At 71.0% G+C, this 20,057-nt stretch carries 18 protein-coding genes; 5 read left to right on the forward strand and 13 right to left on the reverse strand.

Annotated elements, in window-relative coordinates; translation table 11 throughout:
• Positions 1-460: 460 nt before the first annotated feature.
• Entirely contained in the window at positions 461-1,276 is an 816-nt protein-coding gene (locus ACIBTX_RS03200) for an alpha/beta hydrolase (RefSeq protein ID WP_357171600.1), read from the forward strand.
• A gap of 60 nt (positions 1,277-1,336) precedes the next feature.
• On the opposite strand, the gene ACIBTX_RS03205 is transcribed toward ACIBTX_RS03200, so the two are convergent.
• The 3 genes from ACIBTX_RS03205 to ACIBTX_RS03215 all read right to left on the reverse strand — a co-directional run bounded on the left by ACIBTX_RS03205 (position 1,337) and on the right by ACIBTX_RS03215 (position 2,990).
• Entirely contained in the window at positions 1,337-1,525 is a 189-nt protein-coding gene (locus tag ACIBTX_RS03205; protein WP_357133726.1) for a DUF397 domain-containing protein, read from the reverse strand.
• Positions 1,516-2,295 (reverse strand): helix-turn-helix transcriptional regulator, encoded by a 780-nt coding sequence (locus tag ACIBTX_RS03210; RefSeq protein WP_357133847.1) that lies wholly within the window; start codon positions 2,293-2,295, stop codon positions 1,516-1,518. Before ACIBTX_RS03210 ends, ACIBTX_RS03205 begins: the two co-directional genes overlap by 10 nt.
• 137 nt (positions 2,296-2,432) lie before the next feature.
• Positions 2,433-2,990, reverse strand: a complete 558-nt coding sequence (locus ACIBTX_RS03215; protein WP_357171601.1) for a carboxymuconolactone decarboxylase family protein — start codon at positions 2,988-2,990, stop codon at positions 2,433-2,435.
• Between the two features lie 59 nt (positions 2,991-3,049).
• Between ACIBTX_RS03215 and ACIBTX_RS03220 the strand changes: the two genes are divergently transcribed.
• Together ACIBTX_RS03220 and ACIBTX_RS03225 are read left to right on the forward strand one after the other, a co-directional pair.
• Positions 3,050-3,526 (forward strand): MarR family winged helix-turn-helix transcriptional regulator, encoded by a 477-nt coding sequence (locus ACIBTX_RS03220; RefSeq protein WP_357133730.1) that lies wholly within the window; start codon positions 3,050-3,052, stop codon positions 3,524-3,526.
• 269 nt (positions 3,527-3,795) lie between these two features.
• Positions 3,796-5,160, forward strand: coding sequence for a hypothetical protein (locus tag ACIBTX_RS03225; protein WP_396831984.1), 1,365 nt, complete (start codon positions 3,796-3,798; stop codon positions 5,158-5,160).
• 69 nt (positions 5,161-5,229) lie between these two features.
• Here the strand turns inward: ACIBTX_RS03225 and ccsB are convergent, their stop codons facing one another.
• From ccsB to hemL, 6 genes are read right to left on the reverse strand one after another with little or no spacing between them, the layout of a single operon-like run.
• Positions 5,230-6,207, reverse strand: a complete 978-nt coding sequence (ccsB, locus tag ACIBTX_RS03230; protein ID WP_357392489.1) for a c-type cytochrome biogenesis protein CcsB — start codon at positions 6,205-6,207, stop codon at positions 5,230-5,232.
• Positions 6,207-7,862, reverse strand: a complete 1,656-nt coding sequence (locus ACIBTX_RS03235) for a cytochrome c biogenesis protein ResB (protein ID WP_357392490.1) — start codon at positions 7,860-7,862, stop codon at positions 6,207-6,209. Before ACIBTX_RS03235 ends, ccsB begins: the two co-directional genes overlap by 1 nt.
• A complete protein-coding gene (locus ACIBTX_RS03240; protein WP_396831986.1) occupies positions 7,859-8,716 on the reverse strand; it encodes a cytochrome c biogenesis CcdA family protein in 858 nt (285 codons plus the stop codon). The genes ACIBTX_RS03235 and ACIBTX_RS03240 overlap by 4 nt, the downstream gene beginning before the upstream one ends.
• Positions 8,716-9,285 carry a TlpA disulfide reductase family protein gene (locus ACIBTX_RS03245; RefSeq protein ID WP_357171604.1) on the reverse strand — a complete coding sequence of 190 codons (570 nt, stop codon included), beginning with the start codon at positions 9,283-9,285 and terminating at the stop codon, positions 8,716-8,718. The genes ACIBTX_RS03240 and ACIBTX_RS03245 overlap by 1 nt, the downstream gene beginning before the upstream one ends.
• The gene (locus ACIBTX_RS03250; protein ID WP_357171605.1) at positions 9,285-9,932 is read right to left on the reverse strand and encodes a histidine phosphatase family protein; all 648 of its coding nucleotides are present in this window, start codon (positions 9,930-9,932) and stop codon (positions 9,285-9,287) included. The genes ACIBTX_RS03245 and ACIBTX_RS03250 overlap by 1 nt, the downstream gene beginning before the upstream one ends.
• 6 nt (positions 9,933-9,938) lie before the next feature.
• Positions 9,939-11,276 carry a glutamate-1-semialdehyde 2,1-aminomutase gene (hemL, locus tag ACIBTX_RS03255; RefSeq protein WP_396831987.1) on the reverse strand — a complete coding sequence of 446 codons (1,338 nt, stop codon included), beginning with the start codon at positions 11,274-11,276 and terminating at the stop codon, positions 9,939-9,941.
• Positions 11,277-11,419: 143 nt separating this feature from the next.
• On the opposite strand from hemL, the gene ACIBTX_RS03260 reads away from it, so the two are divergent.
• Positions 11,420-11,755: an STAS domain-containing protein gene (locus tag ACIBTX_RS03260; protein WP_357133747.1), complete on the forward strand. Its 336-nt coding sequence runs from the start codon at positions 11,420-11,422 to the stop codon at positions 11,753-11,755.
• 140 nt (positions 11,756-11,895) lie between these two features.
• Here the strand turns inward: ACIBTX_RS03260 and ACIBTX_RS03265 are convergent, their stop codons facing one another.
• Positions 11,896-13,539 carry an ABC transporter permease gene (locus ACIBTX_RS03265; RefSeq protein ID WP_357171607.1) on the reverse strand — a complete coding sequence of 548 codons (1,644 nt, stop codon included), beginning with the start codon at positions 13,537-13,539 and terminating at the stop codon, positions 11,896-11,898.
• A complete protein-coding gene (locus tag ACIBTX_RS03270) occupies positions 13,536-14,432 on the reverse strand; it encodes an ABC transporter ATP-binding protein (protein ID WP_363661390.1) in 897 nt (298 codons plus the stop codon). The genes ACIBTX_RS03265 and ACIBTX_RS03270 overlap by 4 nt, the downstream gene beginning before the upstream one ends.
• A 90-nt stretch (positions 14,433-14,522) precedes the next feature.
• Between ACIBTX_RS03270 and ACIBTX_RS03275 the strand changes: the two genes are divergently transcribed.
• On the forward strand, positions 14,523-15,017 hold the full coding sequence (locus ACIBTX_RS03275) for a helix-turn-helix domain-containing protein (protein ID WP_357133753.1): 495 nt from the start codon (positions 14,523-14,525) through the stop codon (positions 15,015-15,017).
• Positions 15,018-15,083: 66 nt separating this feature from the next.
• On the opposite strand, the gene ACIBTX_RS03280 is transcribed toward ACIBTX_RS03275, so the two are convergent.
• Complete coding sequence (locus tag ACIBTX_RS03280) at positions 15,084-15,638, reverse strand: response regulator (RefSeq protein ID WP_357133755.1); 555 nt, start codon at positions 15,636-15,638, stop codon at positions 15,084-15,086.
• Positions 15,635-20,002, reverse strand: coding sequence for a HAMP domain-containing protein (locus tag ACIBTX_RS03285; protein WP_357171609.1), 4,368 nt, complete (start codon positions 20,000-20,002; stop codon positions 15,635-15,637). The genes ACIBTX_RS03280 and ACIBTX_RS03285 overlap by 4 nt, the downstream gene beginning before the upstream one ends.
• Positions 20,003-20,057: the final 55 nt, after the last annotated feature.

Below are 20,057 nucleotides of genomic sequence, written 5' to 3' on the forward strand. Positions count from 1 at the left end.
GGGCGCCCCGGCCGCCGCCCCCGGGGCCCCCCCCCCCCCCGCCGGCCCGGGGGGGGGGGGGGGGGGGCCCCCCCCCCCCCCGCAACTCCCCCGCGCGCTCCAGCGCCGCGAGGAAGTCCTTGAGATCGGTGTACGGGAAGCCACGAGCCATGTCGCCCAGTCTCCCGCACCGGGTGCGGCGCGGCCCACGCCGGGTGCTGTGAGACCCGCGACGACCCCGGCGAGCCCCGGCCTGTCCGGTCGGGTTTCCGGAAATCGGGGTGTCCGGCGGCCTGGGACGGCCCGACTTCCGGAAACCCGAGTCGATCAACGTTCGAGCGCCGTGTCGCAGGCATGCGCGCCGTGCGCAGGCATGGCCGCCGGTCGAGCGGGTAGCCGGGCAGCCGGCAGACGGGGGCGGCGGATGGGTGGCGATCGGGTTCCGGCGGGGTTCACCGAGCAACGGGCACGGGTCGGTCGGATGACCATGAACTATGTCCGTGGTGGCAGCGGCCCACCGCTGGTGCTGCTGCACGGGTACCCGCAGTGCTGGTACATGTGGCGGCACCTGCTGCCCGAGTTGGGGCGGTCCTTCGAGGTGGTCGCGCCCGACCTGCGCGGCTTCGGGGACAGCGACGCCCCGGTCGACGGGTACGACAAGAAGAGCGTCGCCGCCGACCTGCACGGCCTGCTCGACCAACTCGGCCTGGTCAGTGACCTGCGAGTGGTCGGGCACGACCTGGGGACGATGGTGGCGTACGCGTACGCCGCCGCCCATCCCGACCGGGTGAGCCGGCTGGCGCTCACCGAGGCGCCGATCCCCGACGAGAGCATCTACACGTTTCCCGCGCTCACCGCGGCCGGGCCGGCGGTGTGGAACTTCGGCTTCTTCACGCTCGACAACGGGCTGCCGGAGGAGCTGGTCCGTGGGCGGGAGTCGCTCTGGGTGGACCGGTTCACCGACGCCCTGATGGTGCACAAGGGCAGCATCAGGGCGTCGGACATCGAGGAGTTCGCCGGCCACCTGCGCGACCCGGCGCACCTGCGGGCGAGCTTCGCCCACTTCCGGGCGTTCGACCGGGACATCGCCGACAACGCGACGTACCGGGCCACGAAGCTCACCATGCCGGTGCTGGCCGTCGGCGCGGCGGCCAGCCTCGGCGGCCAGGTCGCCGAGCAGGTACGCCGGTACGCCGACACCGTTCGCGGCGAGGTGATCGACGACTGCGGGCACTGGCTGTACGAGGAGCGCCCGGACGTGATGCTCGCCCTGCTGCGCGACTTCCTCGCGGCCTGAGCCCGAGCCCGGGTTAGGTCAGTGGGTGCGGACCACGCGGCCTGAGCAGGAGCCCTGGGGTCAGGGGGTGCGGGTCAGCTCGACGAAGGAGCGCCACGCGGCCGGGCTGAAGGTCAGCACGCCGCCGTCGCGGTCCTTCGAATCGCGGACGTGCACCCGGCCGGGCAGGTTGTCGGCGACCTCGACGCAGGCGCCGCTGTTGTTGCCGCTGCGGGTGGACTTGCGCCACTGAGCTCCGGTCAGATCCATGGCTTCACGATCTCCTCGAGCAGGTCGATGGACTGCTGCCGGGGCAGCGCGTCGCTGCGCAGACTCTCCCACCTTCCGAGCAGGGTCGCCACCTCGTTGTTCTCGTCGACGGCGGTGCCGCCGGTCTGGTTGTCGAGAAAACCGAGCCAACTGCCGTCGGCGGTGCGGCCCAGGATGAACGGCCCGAACATGCCGGCGTGCAGCCCGACCGCCTGGGGCAGCACGTGCACCCGGATGTGCGGGCGGCGGGCGCACGCCACCAGGTGCCGGAGCTGGCCGGCCAGCACCCCGGCGTTGCCCTCGGCGAAGCGTCGCAGGGCGGCCTCGTCGATCACGGCGGTGAGCTGCGGCGGGTGCTCCCGGTCGAGGATCGTCTGCCGTTCCAGCCGGGCGGCCACCAACTCCTCCACCCGCTCGGCGGTGAGCCCCAGGTCGAGCCGGAACACCGCGCGGGCGTAGTCGGCGGTCTGCAACAGCCCGGGAACCATCGTCGCTTCGAAGCACCGCAACTGTGTGGCCACCCGCTCGACCTCCAACCAGGGGCGGAACCACACCGGCTCGGCGTGCCGGCGACCCAGCTCGCGTAGCGAGACCAGCAGGCCGCCGGTGTCGAGCACCTCGTCGGCCCGGGTCAGGTACGCCAGGTTGGGCACCGTCGAGCCCACCTCGACCGAGGACACCATGGACGGTGAGTAGTGCGCCCGTTTGCCGTACTCCTCCTGGCTGAGCCCGGCCGCGAGCCGGGACCGCCGGAGCTGGTCTCTGATCATTTCCGCTGTGGACAGTGTCGTGGTCACCGCGCCTCACCTTCCGCTGCCGAGGAGGCCCATCGGCCCTTCTGGCGCAAGGTAGCGGAACCGCGACCCTGAGTCAGCCTCTGCCGGCATGTCGCGGTAACGCGGCTCGCTCAGGACACGGGCGGCGTCCAGGCGTGAGCGGCCAGCGGCGGGTCGAGCGGCGCGCGGGTGAGCCGGTTGGCGAAGGTGGACATGGTGTACGCCCCGACCCCGAGCACCACGTCCAGCGCCTGCCGGGGCTGGTAGCCGACCGCCAGGAAGGCTTCCAGTTCCTCGTCGGGCACCGCGCCCCGGTGCTTGAGCACGGCCAGCGTGAACTGGCGCAGCGCTTCCAGTCGCGGCTCGGGCAGCGTCGTGCCGGCGCGCAGCGCGGTGATCAGCGCGGCGCTCGCGCCGATCTCAGTGATCTTGCCGGTGTGCAGGGCCACGCAGAAGTGGCATTCGTGGGAGGTGGAGAGGGCCATGATGACCACCTCCCGCTCGACGGGCGCGAGGCTGGTCTGTTCGAATCCCGCACTGGCGGCGAGGAAGCCGTTGAGTAGCTGTGGCGACTCGGCAATCAGAGCCACCGCGCTGGGGAGCCAGCCGAATCGGCCGCGTACTCCCTCGATGGCCCGGCGTGCGGCGGCGGGTGCGGTCTCGGCGGTGTGGGTGGTGAAGACGGACATGGTTGCCTGCCCTAAGATAGTCAACGTGGTTGACGAAATAGTAAACGTGGTTGTCGAACATGGCAACCCCTGAGCCGTCCCGGCCCGGCTTCCAGCTCCCGCTGCTGCTGCTGGCCGGCTTCCGCACGCTGATCGACGACCTGCACGCCGAGTTGGCCCGCGAAGGGCACCCCGAGCTGCGCCCGCTGCACGGGTTCGTGCTCCAGGCCGTGGGCGTCGACGGCACCACCGCCAGCGAGCTGGGGCAGCGACTGGGCATCTCCAAGCAGGCCGCCGGCAAGACCGTCGACCGGCTGGTCGCCGTCGGCTACCTGGAACGGGTCGACGACCCCGCCGACGCCCGCCGACGGCTGGTCCGGATGACACCGCGCGGCGTCGACGGGCTCCGTCGCTCGGCCGAGATCTTCGATCGGCTACGGCAACGGTGGGCCGCGACCCTGGGCGAGGAGCGCGTGGCCGCGATCGAGGACGACCTGCGCACGATGGCCGCCACCAACTGGTTCCGCCTCGACATGCCGGGCTGGTTCGGCGGCTGACCGCGACCGAGCCCGGTTCGGCCGTTGATCGTGATCGACGGCCCGCTCGCGTGGGTGGGCCGTCGATCGTGATCGACACCGGATCGCCGATGTGGCGGCATCCGACGCCCGGCATTGCCCCCACGTCGGCGATCTGGAGTGGATCAAGGCCATCCGACGGTGTCCGCGCACCGATCGACTGATCGAAAACTGTCATAGGCGATCTCTAGGATCAGGGGTGCCGGTCGGGCTGAAGTGACGCCGACCGGTCCCCCTCACCAAGGAGATCGATGAGATCTGTGCGTGTATCACGGGGCAGGCTCCTGCGCGGCTTCACCGCGCTGGTCGTGGGCGCCGCGACGGTCGGTGTGGCCGCCACGCCGGCCCTGGCGCAGGACGATCCCGGCTGGGTCGAGGCCCTGCTCTACGACGCCACCGTCGGCGGCCCGGACGCTCCCGCTCGGGCGGTTCCGCTGACCCTGACCAGCACCGGCGCGGCCCAACCCCGGGTGACCCTCGACCTGACCGGCCTGGCCGGCGTCGCAACGGCCACCTTCCCCACCGCGTGTGTCACCGAGGGCACCTCGGTCACCTGCCCGATGCCGGCCGACGCCACCGAGGAGTTCGGCACGGTCACCGGCACGGTGCCGGTGGTGTTCCGGGCCGCGCCCGGCGCGGTCGACGGCGCGACCGGCACCCTGACCTACACCGCGCTCGGCGAGCAGACCGAGGTGTCCACCCAGCAGGCGACGATCACCGTGCGGTCCGGGCCCGACCTGCTCGACATGGTCGACGAGTACGTCGACGGCGTCGACGTGGGTGACACCCGCGCCGCCCCGGTGGCCGTGGTCAACGCCGGCGACCAACCGGCCGTCGACCTGCGGCTCACCATGCGCTTCCCGGTCGGCCTCGTCCCGGCCAGCTACCGCAACTGCCGCTACGGCACCGACCAGGTGCTCGCCACCGTGGTCGTCTGCACCGTGCGGGGCACGTTCGCGCCCGGCCAGCGGCACGAGCTGCGCGGCGGGCTCGCCACCACGGTCGGTCCGGCCACCCTCGGCGACAAGCGGATCACCCAGATCGTGGAGCCGCTGGCGACCGCCGGGCCCCTTCCGAGCGGTGTGCGACTCACGCACCGCGAGAGCGACCAGGCACTGCGGCTCCGGCCGGTCGGAAAGCCGCTCGGCGTGATCCCGGTCGAGGTCGACGGCGTCGGCGGGCAGACCTACCTGCGTGCGGTGCACGGCGCCTTCGACATCGTCGCCCAGGGCGCCGCCGTCACCGGTGCGGTCGGCGACACCGTCCAGGTCACCGTGGGCATCCGTAACGAAGGGCCGGGCGTGCCGGACGGCACGATCTCCGGCGACACGGTCGGCGCGTTCTACTTCACCCCGCCGGCCGGCATCACCGTGCTGGGCAGCCCGCGCTGCTCACAGACCGGCAGTGAGGAGGAGGAGAACGGCGACGACGCCCCGAAGACCTGGTACTGCGACGGGGGAAGGGCCGTGTTCACCGCCGGGACCAGCAACACGGTCACCTTCGACCTGCGCATCGACAGCCTCTCCGGGACGCCCGGCGAGGTCCAGCCGTACGGCCGCTACCCGCGGGTGGACGACAACCCGGGCAACGACGTCGCGCCGGTGACCGTCGGCTGACCGCACACGCCCTGACGACGCGGGCCGGTCACGGACGATTCCGTGGCCGGCCCGCGCTGTGTTGCCAGGTCAGTTCAGCCCGCCGTACGAGTGCAGGCCGGTGAAGAAGATGTTCACGCCGAACAGGTTCATCAGCATGGTGAGGAAGCCGAGCACGGCGATCCAGGTGGCCACGTTCCGCTTCACGCTGGGCGTGGCCCGCGCGTGCAGGTATCCGGCGTAGACCACCCAGGAGATGAACGCCCAGGTCTCCTTCGGGTCCCAGCCCCACGGCCGACCCCAGGCCGCCTCGGCCCAGATCGCGCCGGCGATCACCGCGAAAGTGAAGATCGGGAAGGCGAACGCGTGCAACGCGAACGTCAGCCGCTCCAGGCTCACCGCGGCGGGCAGCCGCTTGGCGAGGGTGTACGGGAAGCTCCGCTTGCCCTGCTCGAACCCGTTGCGCATGAGGAAGCCGACGGCCGGCACCGCGCCGAGCAGGAAGATGCCGGACGCGAACACGATGGTCGAGACGTGGATGACGAACCAGTACGAGTTCAGCGCCGGCACCAGCGGCACGATCGGCACGTACAGGACCAGCTCGGCGGTGGCCACCAGGAGCACCATGACCAGGGTGAGGAACAGCCCGAGCTTGCGCAGCGACGGCCGCTTCCAGAGCACCACCAGCCAGGCCGCGACCCCGATGAACGTCACCGTGAGCACGAACTCGTACATGTTGCCCCACGGCATGCGGTCCGCCGCGAGACCGCGGGTGACCAGCGCCCCGAGGTGCAGTACGGCGGCGAGGGCGGTGGCACCCACCGCGACCAGCCCGGCGATCCGCGCCCGGTCGGCCGAGCCGTCGACGGACGGCGGCACCGGTCCGGACGGCTCGGCGGTCACGCCGCCGGCACCGCCGACCCCGGCACCCACCAGCTCGCGAGCGGGCGACGCCACGGCGGCCCGGGTACGCGCGTTGCCCAACGCATACTCGACGGCGTGGCTGATCATCGCGATCAGATACGTCAGGATCGCGAAGGTCACCAGATTGTCGGAGAGCGCGGACATCACTCGGTCCCTTCTCGCACACCGGCCGGGCCACCGGATTCGGTGTCGGCACCGGCCCGCTCGGCCGCCCGTTCGTCACCGTTCACGGCGGCGACCAACTGGGCGAACTCGTCGGCGAACCCTGGATAGTCGGTGCGCGGCAACCCACCGGCCTCCATCAAGCTACTACCGCCTGTCGGAGATCCATCAGCGGGGTCGGCCGGCAGCACCCGGAACCACACCCGGCGACGCCGCCCGAACAGCGAGCCCATCAGCCCGACCAGCAGCACACCGCAGCTCACCAGCAACGGTGTCGAACCGGGATCGTGCCGGACGGAGAGCGTCACGTACCGCTCAGTGCCCAGGAACTCGACGGTGGTGCCGTCGTCAAGCGTCCACTTCTCGCCCTTGCGGAGCAGCTTGCTGCCGACTTCCTTGACCTTGCCGTTGCGCACCTGCCGCTGGTCGAGCTGGTAGACCGAGCCGGGGATACCGGCGTCCATGCCGAGGTTGCCCCGGTAGGCGACCAGGTTCAGCGCCGGGTTGCGCTCGGTGGGGTACTCGGAGCGGACGAACGGCGGCTGCTGCGGCGCGGTGGGCAGGTAGATGCCGGTGAACGCCACCTGCTCGCCCGGTACCCGCTTGCCGGTCGCCGGGTCGACGTTCGCGTCCGGGAAGGCGGCCAGCCCTTCGCTGGTCAGGCCCATGTCGCCGGTGGTCAGGAACGGTTCGTCACTGACCTGACTGTTGCCGTACCGGTCGGTGTAGCGGATCACCGGGGCGTACCCGTGGCCGAGCAGGTAGACGCTCGCGTCGGCGAGACGCAGCGGCGAGTTGACCGAGAAGTCCGCGCTGCGGGTCGGCTCGTCGGGGCCGTCCACGGTCACCCGGGCGTTGAAGAACTGCGGCTGGCCGGACGGCAGGAACCGGGCCTGGAAGTCGTCCAGCCGCAGGCAGAAGCGGGGCAGGTCGGCGCTGTCGACGCGGGGGCCGAGCTTGGCCTCGGCGTACTGCTGGCGGGTGTTGCAGAACGCGTTGTCCGCGCCCGCCACCAGCAGACGGTTGCCGCTCCACCCGTACCAGGAGCCGAGCGCGACGCCGATCAGCACCGCGATGAGCGAGGTGTGGAACAGCAGGTTGCCGGTCTCCTTGAGGTAGCCCTTCTCGGCGGAAACCTCGTTCCCGCGTACCTCGACCCGCCAACGGCGCTTGCGCAGCACCTCGGCGACGGCGTCCACGCCGCCGGCCGGGGCGGGCAGCGTGGTGTGCTGCGGCAGCCGGGCCAGCCGTTTGGGCGCGACCGGTGGCCGGGACCGCAGCGCCCGGAAGTGGTCGCGCAGGCGGGGCGTGATGCAGCCGATCAGCGACGTGAACAGCAGCAGGTAGATGGCGGAGAACCAGACCGACCCGAAAACCTCGAACGCGCCGATCCGGTCCAGCCGAGGCGCCCAGTCCGGGTGGTCGACGAAGTACTGGTTGACCTTCTCCGGGCTGATCCCGCGCTGCGGCAGCACCGATCCGGGGATCGCGGCGATCGCCAGCAGGAAGAGCAGGATCAGGGCCGTACGCATGCTGGTGAGCTGCCGCCACGAGTTGCGCAGCAGGGCCAGCAGCCGGCTGGGCCGGCGGCGCGGCGCCGGGGCCTCGGCCTCCGGGCGCTCGTCGACGACCGTCATATGCTCACCTCGCCCACCCCGACGGTGGTCTGCAACCAGATCACGAAGCTCTGCCATCCGCCGGTGACCAGCGCCAGGCCGATCAGGATGAGCAGGGCGCCGCCGACCCGGGTGACCCAGCGGCTGTTGCGCCGGATGGCGCGGAAGACCCCGAGCAGGCGCTGGAAGCCCAGCCCGAAGACGACGAACGGTATCCCCAACCCGAGGCAGTACGCCACGGCGAGCACCACGGCCCGGTCACTCTGCCCACTGGTGGCCGCCATGCCCATCACCGCGCCGAGGGTCGGCCCGGTGCACGGCACCCAGCTCAGCGCGAACACCGCCCCGAAGACCGGTGCGCCGAGCAGGCCGGCCGACGGCAGCCGGGAGATCCGGAACTCGCGTTGCAGCGCCGGGATCATCCCCAGGTAGCCCAGGCCGAGCAGGATGATCAGCACACCGACGACGATCTCCAACTGCCGCTCGTAGTCGAAGAAGACCCGACCGATGCTGGCGAACAGGATCGCGGTGGCCACGAAGACCACGGTGAAGCCGGCGATGAAGAGCAGCGTCCCGGCGAGCACCCGGCCCTTGACGGCGACCGCCGCGGTCCGCTCCCGTACGGCAACAGCTCCACCCCCGCCCGCCGAAGTGAAAGGAAGGGCCCCTTCCTCTACCGCAGGCGGTAACAAGGTGCCCTTCCTTACACGGCCTTCGAGGTCGGTGCCGGCTAGGCCCGTCACGTATGAGAGGTAGCCGGGGACGAGTGGGAGCACGCACGGGGAGAGGAAGCTGACCAGGCCGGCTAGCGCCGCCGCGCCGATGGCGAGCACCAGCGGCCCGCTCTGGGCCAGCTCCTTGAACGTCTCGCCCATCAGTTCGACGCCGGCTTCTCGGCCGCGATCCGATCGACGACCGGTCGCAGGCCCTCCTGCGTGACGGCCGCCCGGATCACCACGGCGACCCGGCCCTCCCGGTCGAGCACGACGGTCGCCGGGACGGTGTTCGGCGGGATGTCCAGGGACAGCGCCAGCTTGCTCGGCGGGTCGAACAGGCTCGGATAGGTGACCCGTCCCTGCTCGAACGCCTTGGCCTTGTCCCGCGAATCCTGCACGTTGACGCCGAGGAAGCTCACCCCGGAGCCCTTGGTGGCCTGGTAGACGGCTTCCAGGTCGTCCGCCTCGGCCCGGCAGGGCGGGCACCAGGAGCCCCAGAAGTTGACCACGACCACCTGGCCACGGGCCTCGCTGACGTCGTACGTGCCGCCGGTGAGCAGCTCACCGGCGAGCTTCGGCGGCGCGGAACGCTGGTCCGGCGCGCACTCGATGATGCCGTCGGAGGTGGTCGAGCAGGTCTTCTCCTGCCCCTTCGACGCCGTACAGCCGACCAGCGCCACCGTGGCGACGGCGGCGAGCAGACCGGCGGTCCACCTCCGGGTGGTCATCAGGCCCCCTTGGCCGTCCGGGCTGTCGCGGAGAGAGCGACGAGGTGCGCGGCCGGCTCGCTGTAGCCGATGCCCACCACCTTCGCGTCGTCGAAGTGGAACGACGTGAGGCTGGCCAGCCCGCACTGGCGCTTGCGCGGGTCGTGCCAGAGCCGCTTGCGCTCGACGTGACGACGCAGCGTCCAGATCGGGAGCTGGTGCGACACCAGCACCGCCTCGCGTCCCTCGGCGGCGACCCGGGCGGCGTGCACGGCCGCGAACATCCGCTCGGCGATCGCCCGGTACGCCTCACCCCAGGACGGCGTCACCGGGTCGCGCAGCACCCACCAGTTGCGCGGGTCGCGGAACGACCCGTCGCCCGGGGAGACTTTCTTGCCCTCGAACCAGTTGGCGCTCTCGATCAGCCGCTCGTCCACCCCGACCGGCAGCCCGAACTGGGCGGCGATGGGCTCGGCGGTCTGTTGGGCGCGCTCCAACGGGCTGGCCACCACGTGCACGATCTCCCGCTCGGCGAGACCCTGCGCGGCGGCCTTGGCCATCTGCACGCCCAGCTCGGAGAGGCGGAAACCGGGCAGCCGCCCGTACAGGATCTGGTCGGGGTTGTGCACCTCGCCGTGCCGGAGCACGTGGACCACCGTCTTCGCCACTGTCTACTACCCCCCGTGACCAGCGGCTGCCGCCGCATTCGCCGCCGTCGGGAGCGCGGCGGCGATGTGCTCCAGAGCGGCGTCGTCGATCGCCGCCGACACGAACCACGACTCGAACGCGCTCGGCGGCAGGTAGACGCCGGAGGCGAGCATCGAGTGGAAGAACGCCTTGAACGCCGGCACCTGCTGGGTGCGCGCGCTGTCGTAGTCGACCACGTCGGCGTCCGTGAAGAAGATGGAGAACATGCTGCCCGCGTACGACCAACGGTGCGGGACCCCGGCGGCGGCCAGCGCGTCGGACGCGAGCTTGCCCACGACGGCGGCCGTGTCGTCGAGCCTGCGGTAGAGCGCGTCGTCGGCGAGCCGCAGGGTCGCCAGACCGGCGGCGCAGGCCAGCGGGTTACCGGAGAGCGTCCCGGCCTGGTAGACCGGGCCGGCCGGCGCGAGACGCGCCATGATGTCCGCGCGCCCGCCGAACGCCGCGGCGGGCAGGCCACCACCCATGACCTTGCCGTACGTCCACAGGTCCGCCTCGGAGGCGTCGAGGCCGTGCCACCCGGCGCGGGAGACCCGGAACCCGGTCATCACCTCGTCGACGACGAGCAGGGCGCCGTGCGCGTGCGCGATCCGGGCCAACTGCTGGTTGAAGCCGTCGCGGGGCGCGACCACGCCCATGTTGCCGGCGGCGGCCTCGGTGATCACGGCGGCGATGTGCGGGCCCTCGGCGGCGAACGCCTCCTCGACGGCCCGGATGTCGTTGTACGGCAGCACGATCGTCTCGCTGGCCGCCGCGCCGGTGACGCCGGGCGAGTCGGGCAGGCCGAGGGTCGCCACACCGGAACCGGCGGAGGCGAGCAGCGCGTCGACGTGCCCGTGGTAGCAACCCGCGAACTTGACGATCTTGGAGCGGCCGGTGAAGCCACGGGCCAGCCGGATCGCCGACATGGTCGCCTCGGTGCCGGAGTTGACCAGGCGGACCTGCTCCACCGGCGTCCGGTCGACGATCTCGGCGGCCAGCTCCACCTCGCCCGGGGTGGGCGTGCCGAAGCTGGTGCCCCGGGCGGCGGCCGTCTGCACGGCGTCCACCACCTCCGGGTGGGCGTGCCCGAGGATCAGCGGACCCCACGAGCACACCAGGTCGACGTAGCGGCGACCGTCGGCGTCGTACAGCCACGGGCCCTCACCACGGACCATGAAGCGCGGGGTGCCGCCAACCGCCTGGAAGGCGCGCACGGGGGAGTTGACCCCGCCCGGCACGATGGCGCGGGCGCGGTCGAACAGGGCCTCGGAGGCCGGCGCGTCGGCCGGGTAACGGCCAGATCCGGCGGAAACGATGTCGGTCACGATGCCGCCATTGTGTCAGCGCCGGACGGTCAACCAGCAGCCACCCCGGGCGAGGGTTACCGGGCTCACCCAGCTCCGGTGCCCGATGGACCGGCTCGTCGCCTCGACAGGCCGGGTCGGCTGGATCGCGCTAGGCTGACCGAGTGGATCGTGCCGAACTGTCCATCACGCTACACCGGACGGGCGACGAAGCAGTGCTTCGCCTGGCCGGTGAGATCGACATGCTCACGGCCGCCCAGCTCAGCACCGTGGTCAACGAGGTGCTGACCGATCCGCCCCCGCGGATCGTGCTCGACCTCGGCGGCGTCACCTTCTGCGACTCGCAGGGCCTGGGCACACTCGTGGTGCTCAGCCGCAAGGCCAGCCACGCGCAGAGCCTGCTGATGCTCACCCACGTCGGCGACTTCCTGATCCGCGTCCTGGACATCACCGGCCTGCGCAGCGCCCTGATGATCAAAAACGACCAACCCACCGGCTAACCCCCACCCCACCCCCACCCCCAACCCCACCCCCACCCCCACCCCCCACCCCGCGCACGACCTCGACCACCCTGTTGATCAAGAGGTTTGCGTCAGAAATCGCGCTTCCGCTGACGCGAACCTCTTGATCAACGCGTGCTTCAGGGGGTGGGGATGTCTCGGGTGTGGAAGGTCTTCAGGGCCAGGGTTAGGAGGGTGGCTGCTGCTGCGCTCAGGGCCAGCAGGGGTAGCGGGGTCCAGTTGTTGTTCAGGACCTGGGGGGTGTGGGTGAACGGGGAGATGTCCAGGACCCACTGGCTCAGCTCCAGGATCGCGCCGATCTGACCCAGCAGCAGGCAGCCCGCGAGCACCGCCCAGGCCGCCCACGAGAACCGGGGCAGCCACCCCACCAGCAGCGCCGCCAGCCCCGCGAGGACCCACGCCGCCGGAACCTGGACCAGCCCCACGCCGAGCATCCGGGGCACCTCGCCGCCGACGTCACCGACGCTGAGGCCGTACGACAGTCCCGTCGCCGCCCCCGTCACGGCCAACACGACCACCGGGCCGAGCAGCGCGAAGACCAGGTGCGCCGCCAGCCAGCGGAACCTGCTCACCGCCGTGGCGAGCAGCGGTTCGGCCCGCCCGGCGGTCTCCTCCGCCCGCGCCCGCAGCGCGGCCTGGATGCCGTACCCGGCGGCGGCCAGCGCGGTCAGGCTCAACGTGCTGCCGAGGTACGCCTCGGCCAACGTCGTCGACCCACCCAGCCGGGCCAGCAGCTCGGCGACCTGCTCGTTGCCCTGCACCGCGTCGCCGGCCGCGTCCGCCGCGCCGCCCAGCACCAGACCGAGCAGCCCGAAGCCGACCGCCCAGCCGAGCAACTGGCCCCGGTGCAGCCGCCAGGCCAGGCCGAACGGTCCGGCCAGCGCGCCGCCCGCGGTGGCCGGACCGAGCCGGGGCGGCAGCACGCCGGCACCCACGTCCCGGCGTACCGAGACGGGGTACGCGACGAGCGCCACCGCCACACTGAACAGCACCGGTAGCAGCAGCACCCACCAACGCTCGCCGGTGAAGGCCCGCCCCCGGGGCCCCCAGCCGAGCGGGGAGATCCAGCTCAGCCATTCGGCACGTCCGCCGCTGCCACCGGAACCTCCGGCGTCGCCGCCGAGGCGCAGCGCGAACGCCAACCCGAGCACGCCCAGCCCGATGCCGCGTGCCCCGCCGGCGCTCTGGGTGAGCTGCGCGGCCAGGCCGCCGACCGTGGCGAACGCGATGCCGGTCAGGGCCACGCCGGCGCCGAAGAGCAGCGATCCGGCACCGGGCAGACCCGCCGCGACCAGGCCGCCGGCGATGAGCAGGCCGAGCAGCAGATTCGCGGCGTACGTGACCAGCAGCGCCGCGGTCAGCCCGGCGTACCGGCCGAGGACCGATGCGCCCAGCAACTCCCGCCGGCCGGCCTCCTCCTCGGTGCGGGTGTGTCGTACCACCGTCAGCACGCTCGCCAGGGCGGCAATCATGGCGAACAGCCCGGCTCGCTGGACGGTGAGCGCGCCGATGCTGTCGCCGTACACCGGACCGAGCAGCGCGACGATCGACGGGTTGCTCGCCGTGCTGGCCAGGTAGGCGGCCCGCTCGGCGGCGGTCGGATAGAGGCCGGTGAACGCGCCGGCGTAGCTGGCCGGCAGCACGGCCAGCGGAAGGATCCAGATGGGCAGCACGATCCGGTCCCGCCGCAGGATCAGGCGCATCAGGTGTCGGGTGCCGGTGAACGCGGTGCCGCGCAAACCCGGCTCACTCCTCGCGGTCACGAGCGCACCTGCTCGCCCTGGTAGTGCCGCAGGAACAACTCCTCGAGCGTCGGCGGTTGGCTGACCAGGCTGCGTACGCCGATCTCGGTGAGTCGACGGAGCGCGCTGTCCAGCGCGGCGTCCTCCACGTCGAAGCGCACCCGCTGCCCGTCCACCCGCAGGTCGTGCACGCCGGTGAGCTGACCCAGCCCGTCCACCGGACCGGTCAGCTCGGCCTCGATGGAGGTGCGCCGCAGGTGCCGCAGCTCGCTCAGGGTGCCGGTCTCCACGTCCCGCCCGTTGCGGATGATCGTCACCCGGTCGCAGAGCGCCTCCACCTCGGCCAGGATGTGGCTGGAGAGCAGCACGGTGCGGCCGTCGGCCTTCGCCCGGCGTACCCAGTGCTGGAAGACCTCCTCCATGAGGGGGTCCAGGCCGGACGTCGGCTCGTCCAGGATGAGGAGTTCGGCGTCCGACGCGAGGGCGGCCACCAGGCCGACCTTTTGCCGGTTGCCCTTGGAGTACGTCCGGCCCTTCTTGCGGGGATCCAGCTCGAAGGATTCGAGCAGTTCGGCTCGGCGGGCCGGGTCGAGGCCGCCGCGCATCCGGCCGAGCAGGTCGATGACCTCGCCGCCGGAGAGGTTGGGCCAGAGCGTCACGTCGCCCGGCACGTACGCCAGCCGGCGGTGCAGGGCCACCGCGTCGCGCCACGGATCGCCCCCGAGCAGGCGGACGGCCCCCGCGTCCGTCCGCAGCAGACCGAGGAGCGCCCGAATGGCCGTCGACTTGCCGGCGCCGTTCGGCCCGAGGAACCCGTGCACCTCGCCGGCGCGGACATTCAGGTCCAGACCGTCGAGCGCCCGGACGCGGCCGAAGGTCTTGACCAGGCCGGACACTTCAATCGGAGTTTCCATATATCGGAAGCTACACTCGTTTCACAAAGTTGTGAAGACAGTGTGAGCGCGGCACCATCGGTGCCCACAAACCACACGGGAGGGGCAGAGATGGCAGCGGCCGACGGCCACGACCCGGTGCACCTCTTCGTCGAACGGATGGCCCTCACGTTCGCCGAGGTCGGCTTCCCCCGGATGGCCGCTCGGGTGCTGTTCACCGTGATGAGCGCGGACGATCCGCTGACGGCCGCCGAGATCGGCGAACGGCTCGGAGTCAGCGCGGCGGCGGTCAGCGGCGCGGTCCGTTACCTCACCCAGTTCGGCATGCTGATCCGCGAGCCGGTCCCCCGCTCCCGCCGCGACCGTTACCGGATGCCGGAGAACCCTTGGTACGAGGGGACCATCACGAAGACCGCGATCTACAAGACGTTCATCGACGTGGCCGAGGGCGGCATCGGGGCGCTCGGCGCGGAGACGCCGGCCGGCGAACGGGTGGCCGAGATGCGCGACTTCTTTATCTTCGTCCAGGAAGAGATCGACTCACTCGGCGAACGCTGGCGCGTCCGCCGGGCCGCCACCGGCCACCTCCGACCCGGCGAAGCCTGACCCGCAGGCCGGCGCCGCGAGCGTGAGCCGGCCCGGCCCCAGCCACGAGCTGCCGAACGCGGCTGGTCAGGCCGTGTTGCCCCAGCGGGCCTGTTCGAGGAGCCCGACTGCACGGTCCCGCGCCTCCCGGTCGTCCGAGCGCAGCAGGGTGGTGGCCTCGTCGACCGCGTCGGTGAGTCGCCGCCACTGCGCGTCGCGATCCCGCACCAGGTCCGACTGGGCGGCCAACTGCCGGGTCTTCACCCACAGCTCGACGAAGACCGACACCTTAGCCCGCAGCACCCACGGGTCGAACGGCTTGGTCAGGTAGTCCACGGCGCCCACCTGGTAGCCCCGCAGAGCGAGCTGGGCGTCCCGGTCGGCGGCGGTGAGGAAGATGATCGGCACGTGCCGGGTGCGCTCCCGGCGCTTGATGTGACTGGCCGTCTCGAAGCCGTCCATGTCCGGCATCTGCGCGTCCAACAGGATCACCGCGAAGTCGTCCACCAGCAACTGCTTGAGGGCCGCCTCGCCGCTCTCCACGGCCACCGACTGGACCGGCAGGCCCTGGAGGATCGCCTCCAGGGCCATCAGGTTCTCCCGGCGGTCGTCCACGAGCAGCGCCTTGGCCATCTGGGTCACGAAGTCTCCTCGGTGCGGCTGCCGCTGATCCAGGACGACATCAGCTCGATCAGGTCGTCGAGGTCGACCGGCTTGGTGATGTAGTCGCTTCCTCCGGCCGCGAGCGCCGACTCGCGGTCGCCCGGCATCGCCTTCGCGGTCAGGAAGACGACGGGGAGGTCGGCGAACCGGTGGTTACGCCGGATCTGACGGGTCGTCTCGTACCCGTCCTGGTCGGGCATCATGGCGTCCATCAGCACGATGTCCACCTCCGGATGCTCGGCCAGCAGGCGGACGCCGTCCGCCCCGTTGTCCGAGTACAGCACGGTCATGCCGTGCAGCTCCAACGCGCTGGTCAGAGCGAAGACGTTGCGTACGTCGTCGTCCACGATCAGCACCGTGGCCCCGTCCAGCTGCCGGGTGGCCGGCGCCTCCGGCCGCTCCGGCAACAGCTCCAGCGGCGGCATGAGCAGCGACGACGGTAGCCCGGCGCGCTGTGGCGACGGCGACTGCGGCGCGACGACCGCGTCCGGGGCGAGGACCTGGGGTACGAACAACGTGAACGTCGAGCCCTGGCCGGGCGCCGACGAGACGGTGATCGTGCCACCGATCAGTCGCGCCAGGTCCCGGCTGATCGACAGACCCAGACCGGTGCCGCCGTAGCGGCGGCTGGTCGTGCCGTCCGCCTGCTGGAACGCCTCGAAGATGATCGACAGCTTGTCGTCGGAGATGCCGATCCCGGTGTCGATCACGGTGAAGGCGATCACCTGCTGGGCGTTCGTCAGCGCGGGCACGTCGAACACCGCGTTCGGCGCGGCCGGCGCGATCCGCAACGTCACCGCGCCGTTGTCGGTGAACTTCACCGCGTTGGAGAGCAGGTTGCGCAGGATCTGCTGCAACCGCTGCGCGTCGGTCACCAGTGCCGGCGGCAGATCCTTGCTGACGCGTACCTGGAAGTCGAGATTCTTCTCCTCGGCCTGCGGCGCGAACGCCTGCTCGACGAAGCCGCGCAGCTCGGTGAAGCGGATCTCGGTCGGCTCGACGTCCATCCGGCCCGCCTCGATCTTGGACAGGTCGAGGATGTCGTCGATCAGCCGCAGCAGGTCGGAGCCGGAGCCGTGGATCGTCCGGGCGAACTCGATCTGCTTCGGGCTGAGGTTCTGCTCCGAGTTCTCCGCGAGCAGGCGGGCCAGCAGCAGCAACGAGTTCAGCGGCGTACGCAGCTCGTGGCTCATGTTGGCCAGGAACTCCGACTTGTACGCCGACGCCCGGGTGAGCTGCTGCGCCTTCTCCTCCAGGCCGAGGCGGGCCAGCTCGATCTCCCGGTTCTTGGTCTCGATGTTGCCCTTCTGCTCGGAGAGCAGGGTGGCCTTCTCCTCCAGCTCGGCGTTGGTGCGCTGCAACTCCGCCGACTGCTCCTGCATCTCGTGCGCCAGCCGCTGCGACTGGGCCAGCAGCTCCTCCGTACGCCGGTTGGCCTGGATGGTGTTGACCGCGATGCCGATGGTGAGCACCAGCCGCTCCAGGAACGACAGGTGCAGCTCGGAGAAGGCGGACACGCTGGCGAACTCGATCACCCCGAGCAGCTCCCCCTCGAACAGCACGGGGAGCACCACCAGGTCGGTCGGGGGTGTCTCGGCCAGACCGGAGCGCAGCGTGAGGCGGCTGTTCGGTGGGGCGCTGACCCGGATCGTCCGACGCGAGAGGGCGGTCTGCCCGACCAGCCCCTCACCCGGCCCGAAGGTCACGTCGTGCCCCCGCGCCACATAGCCGTACGACGAGGTCAACCGCAGCCGCATGCTGCCGTCGGTGTCGTCGGCCAGGAAGAACGCGCCGAGTTGCGCGTCGACCAGCGGCGTCACCTCGGTCATGATCATGCGGCAGACCTCGCCGAGGTCGCGCTGGCCCTGCAACAGGCCGCCGATGCGGGCCAGGTTGGAGTCCAGCCAGCCCTGCTCGGCGTTCTTCTTGGTCGTCTCCCGGAGGGTGACGATCATCTGGTTGATGTTGTCCTTCAGCTCGGCGACCTCGCCCTGCGCCTTGACGGCGATCCGCTGGGTCAGATCGCCCCGGGTCACCGACGTGGACACCTGGGCGATGGCACGTAGCTGGGTGGTCAACGTCGAGGCGAGCTGGTTGACGTTCTCGGTGAGGTCGCGCCAGGTGCCGGAGACGCCCTTGACCTGCGCCTGACCACCCAACTTGCCCTCGATGCCGACCTCGCGGGCGACCCGGGTCACCTCGTCGGCGAACGACGAGAGCTGGTCGACCATCGTGTTGACGGTCGACTTCAGCTCCAGGATCTCGCCCTGGGCGTCCACGGTGATCTTCTGGCTCAGGTCGCCCTTCGCCACCGCGGTGGTCACCGAGGCGATGTTGCGGACCTGGCTGGTCAGGTTCGACGCCATCGAGTTCACGTTGTCCGTCAGGTCACGCCAGGTGCCGGACACGCCCTTGACCTGGGCCTGACCGCCGAGCTTGCCCTCGGTACCCACCTCACGGGCCACCCGGGTCACCTCGTCCGCGAACGACGAGAGCTGGTCCACCATCGTGTTGACGGTCGACTTCAGCTCCAGGATCTCGCCCCGCGCGTCCACCGTGATCTTCTGCGACAGATCGCCCTTCGCCACCGCCGTCGAGACCTGGGCGATATTGCGGACCTGGGCCGTCAGGTTCGACGCCATCGAGTTCACGTTGTCCGTCAGGTCGCGCCAGGTGCCGGCGACCCCACGCACCTGGGCCTGACCGCCGAGCTTGCCCTCGGTACCCACCTCACGGGCGACCCGGGTCACCTCGTCGGCGAACGACGAGAGCTGGTCCACCATCGTGTTGACCGTCGACTTCAGCTCCAGGATCTCGCCCCGCGCGTCCACCGTGATCTTCTGCGACAGATCGCCCTTCGCCACCGCCGTGGTCACCGAGGCGATGTTGCGGACCTGGCTGGTCAGGTTCGACGCCATCGAGTTCACGTTGTCCGTCAGGTCACGCCACGTACCGCTGACGCCCTTGACCTGCGCCTGACCGCCCAGGTTGCCCTCGGTACCCACCTCACGGGCCACCCGGGTCACCTCGTCCGCGAACGACGAGAGCTGGTCGACCATCGTGTTGACGGTGTTCTTCAGCTCCAGGATCTCGCCCTGCGCGTCGACGGTGATCTTCTGCGACAGGTCGCCCTTGGCCACCGCCGTGGAGACCTGGGAGATGTTGCGGACCTGGCTGGTCAGGTTGCCGGCCAACTGGTTGACGTTCTCGGTCAGGTCACGCCAGGTGCCGGAGACGCCGCGTACCTGCGCCTGACCACCCAACTTGCCCTCGATGCCCACCTCACGGGCCACCCGCGTGACCTCGTCGGCGAACGACGACAGCTGGTCCACCATCGTGTTGACAGTGTCCTTCAGCTCCAGGATCTCGCCCTGCGCCGCCACGGTGATCTTCTGCGACAGGTCACCCCGCGCCACCGCCGTGGAGACCTGCGCGATGTTGCGGACCTGGGCGGTCAGGTTCGACGCCATCGAGTTGACGCTGTCGGTCAGGTCCTTCCAGGTGCCCGCCACGTTCGGCACCTCGGCCTGCCCGCCCAACTTGCCCTCGGTGCCCACCTCGCGGGCCACCCGGGTCACCTGCTCGGCGAAGAGCCGCAGCGTGTCCGTGAGGTAGTTCATCGTGGCCGCCAGCTCGGCCACCTCACCGCGCGCGCTGACCGTGATCTTCTGCGACAGGTCGCCCTTGGCCACCGCCGTCGCCACCTGCGAGATCGACCGCACCTGGCCGGTCAGGTTCGACGCCATAGTGTTCACCGAGTCGGTGAGGTCCTTCCACGTGCCGGCGACACCCCGCACGTCGGCCTGGCCGCCCAGCTTGCCCTCGGTGCCCACCTCACGGGCCACCCGGGTCACCTCGTTGGAGAACGACGAGAGCTGGTCGACCATCGTGTTCACGGTGCGCCCGATCCGCAGGTACTCACCGCGCAGCGGCCGACCGTCGATCTCCAACGCCATGTGCTGGGACAGGTCGCCGTCGGCGACCGCCACGATGACGCGGGCGATCTCGGTCGTCGGCCGGCCCAGATCGTCGATCAGCGAGTTGATCGCCCGCTGCCCCTCCGCCCAGGAGCCGTCCAGCCCCTCGTCATCGAGCCGCTCGGTGAGCCGACCGTCCCGACCGACGATCCGGCTGATCCGCCGCAGGTCCAGGTACTGACGCTCCTGGACCGAGACCACCTCGTTGAAGGCGTCCGCGACCTCGCCCGCCTTGCCGGCGCGACGGGGCAGCCGGACCTTCAGATCACCGCGACGAACCCGTCGCAGCGCCTCGGTCAGCTCATCGAGGAGCGCGTCCTGGTCGGGCGCGGACGGATCCGCGTACGACTGCTTCGCCGTGGTCATGATGCCTCGCTCACCTGGGGGGGTCCGTGCCCGTACAGACACACCGGCACCCCAT

This window comes from Micromonospora sp. NPDC049359 (assembly GCF_044466585.1).
Classification (GTDB): Bacteria; Actinomycetota; Actinomycetes; order Mycobacteriales; family Micromonosporaceae; genus Micromonospora.

Coding starts and splice junctions, on each gene's coding strand:
- ACIBTX_RS03200 (WP_357171600.1), top strand. CDS start 461: ATGACCATGAACTATGTCCGTGGTGGCAGCGGCCCACCGCTGGTGCTG.
- ACIBTX_RS03205 (WP_357133726.1), bottom strand. CDS start 1,525: ATGGATCTGACCGGAGCTCAGTGGCGCAAGTCCACCCGCAGCGGCAAC.
- ACIBTX_RS03210 (WP_357133847.1), bottom strand. CDS start 2,295: ATGATCAGAGACCAGCTCCGGCGGTCCCGGCTCGCGGCCGGGCTCAGC.
- ACIBTX_RS03215 (WP_357171601.1), bottom strand. CDS start 2,990: ATGTCCGTCTTCACCACCCACACCGCCGAGACCGCACCCGCCGCCGCA.
- ACIBTX_RS03220 (WP_357133730.1), top strand. CDS start 3,050: ATGGCAACCCCTGAGCCGTCCCGGCCCGGCTTCCAGCTCCCGCTGCTG.
- ACIBTX_RS03225 (WP_396831984.1), top strand. CDS start 3,796: ATGAGATCTGTGCGTGTATCACGGGGCAGGCTCCTGCGCGGCTTCACC.
- ccsB (WP_357392489.1), bottom strand. CDS start 6,207: ATGTCCGCGCTCTCCGACAATCTGGTGACCTTCGCGATCCTGACGTAT.
- ACIBTX_RS03235 (WP_357392490.1), bottom strand. CDS start 7,862: ATGACGGTCGTCGACGAGCGCCCGGAGGCCGAGGCCCCGGCGCCGCGC.
- ACIBTX_RS03240 (WP_396831986.1), bottom strand. CDS start 8,716: ATGGGCGAGACGTTCAAGGAGCTGGCCCAGAGCGGGCCGCTGGTGCTC.
- ACIBTX_RS03245 (WP_357171604.1), bottom strand. CDS start 9,285: ATGACCACCCGGAGGTGGACCGCCGGTCTGCTCGCCGCCGTCGCCACG.
- ACIBTX_RS03270 (WP_363661390.1), bottom strand. CDS start 14,432: ATGGAAACTCCGATTGAAGTGTCCGGCCTGGTCAAGACCTTCGGCCGC.
- ACIBTX_RS03275 (WP_357133753.1), top strand. CDS start 14,523: ATGGCAGCGGCCGACGGCCACGACCCGGTGCACCTCTTCGTCGAACGG.
- ACIBTX_RS03285 (WP_357171609.1), bottom strand. CDS start 20,002: ATGACCACGGCGAAGCAGTCGTACGCGGATCCGTCCGCGCCCGACCAG.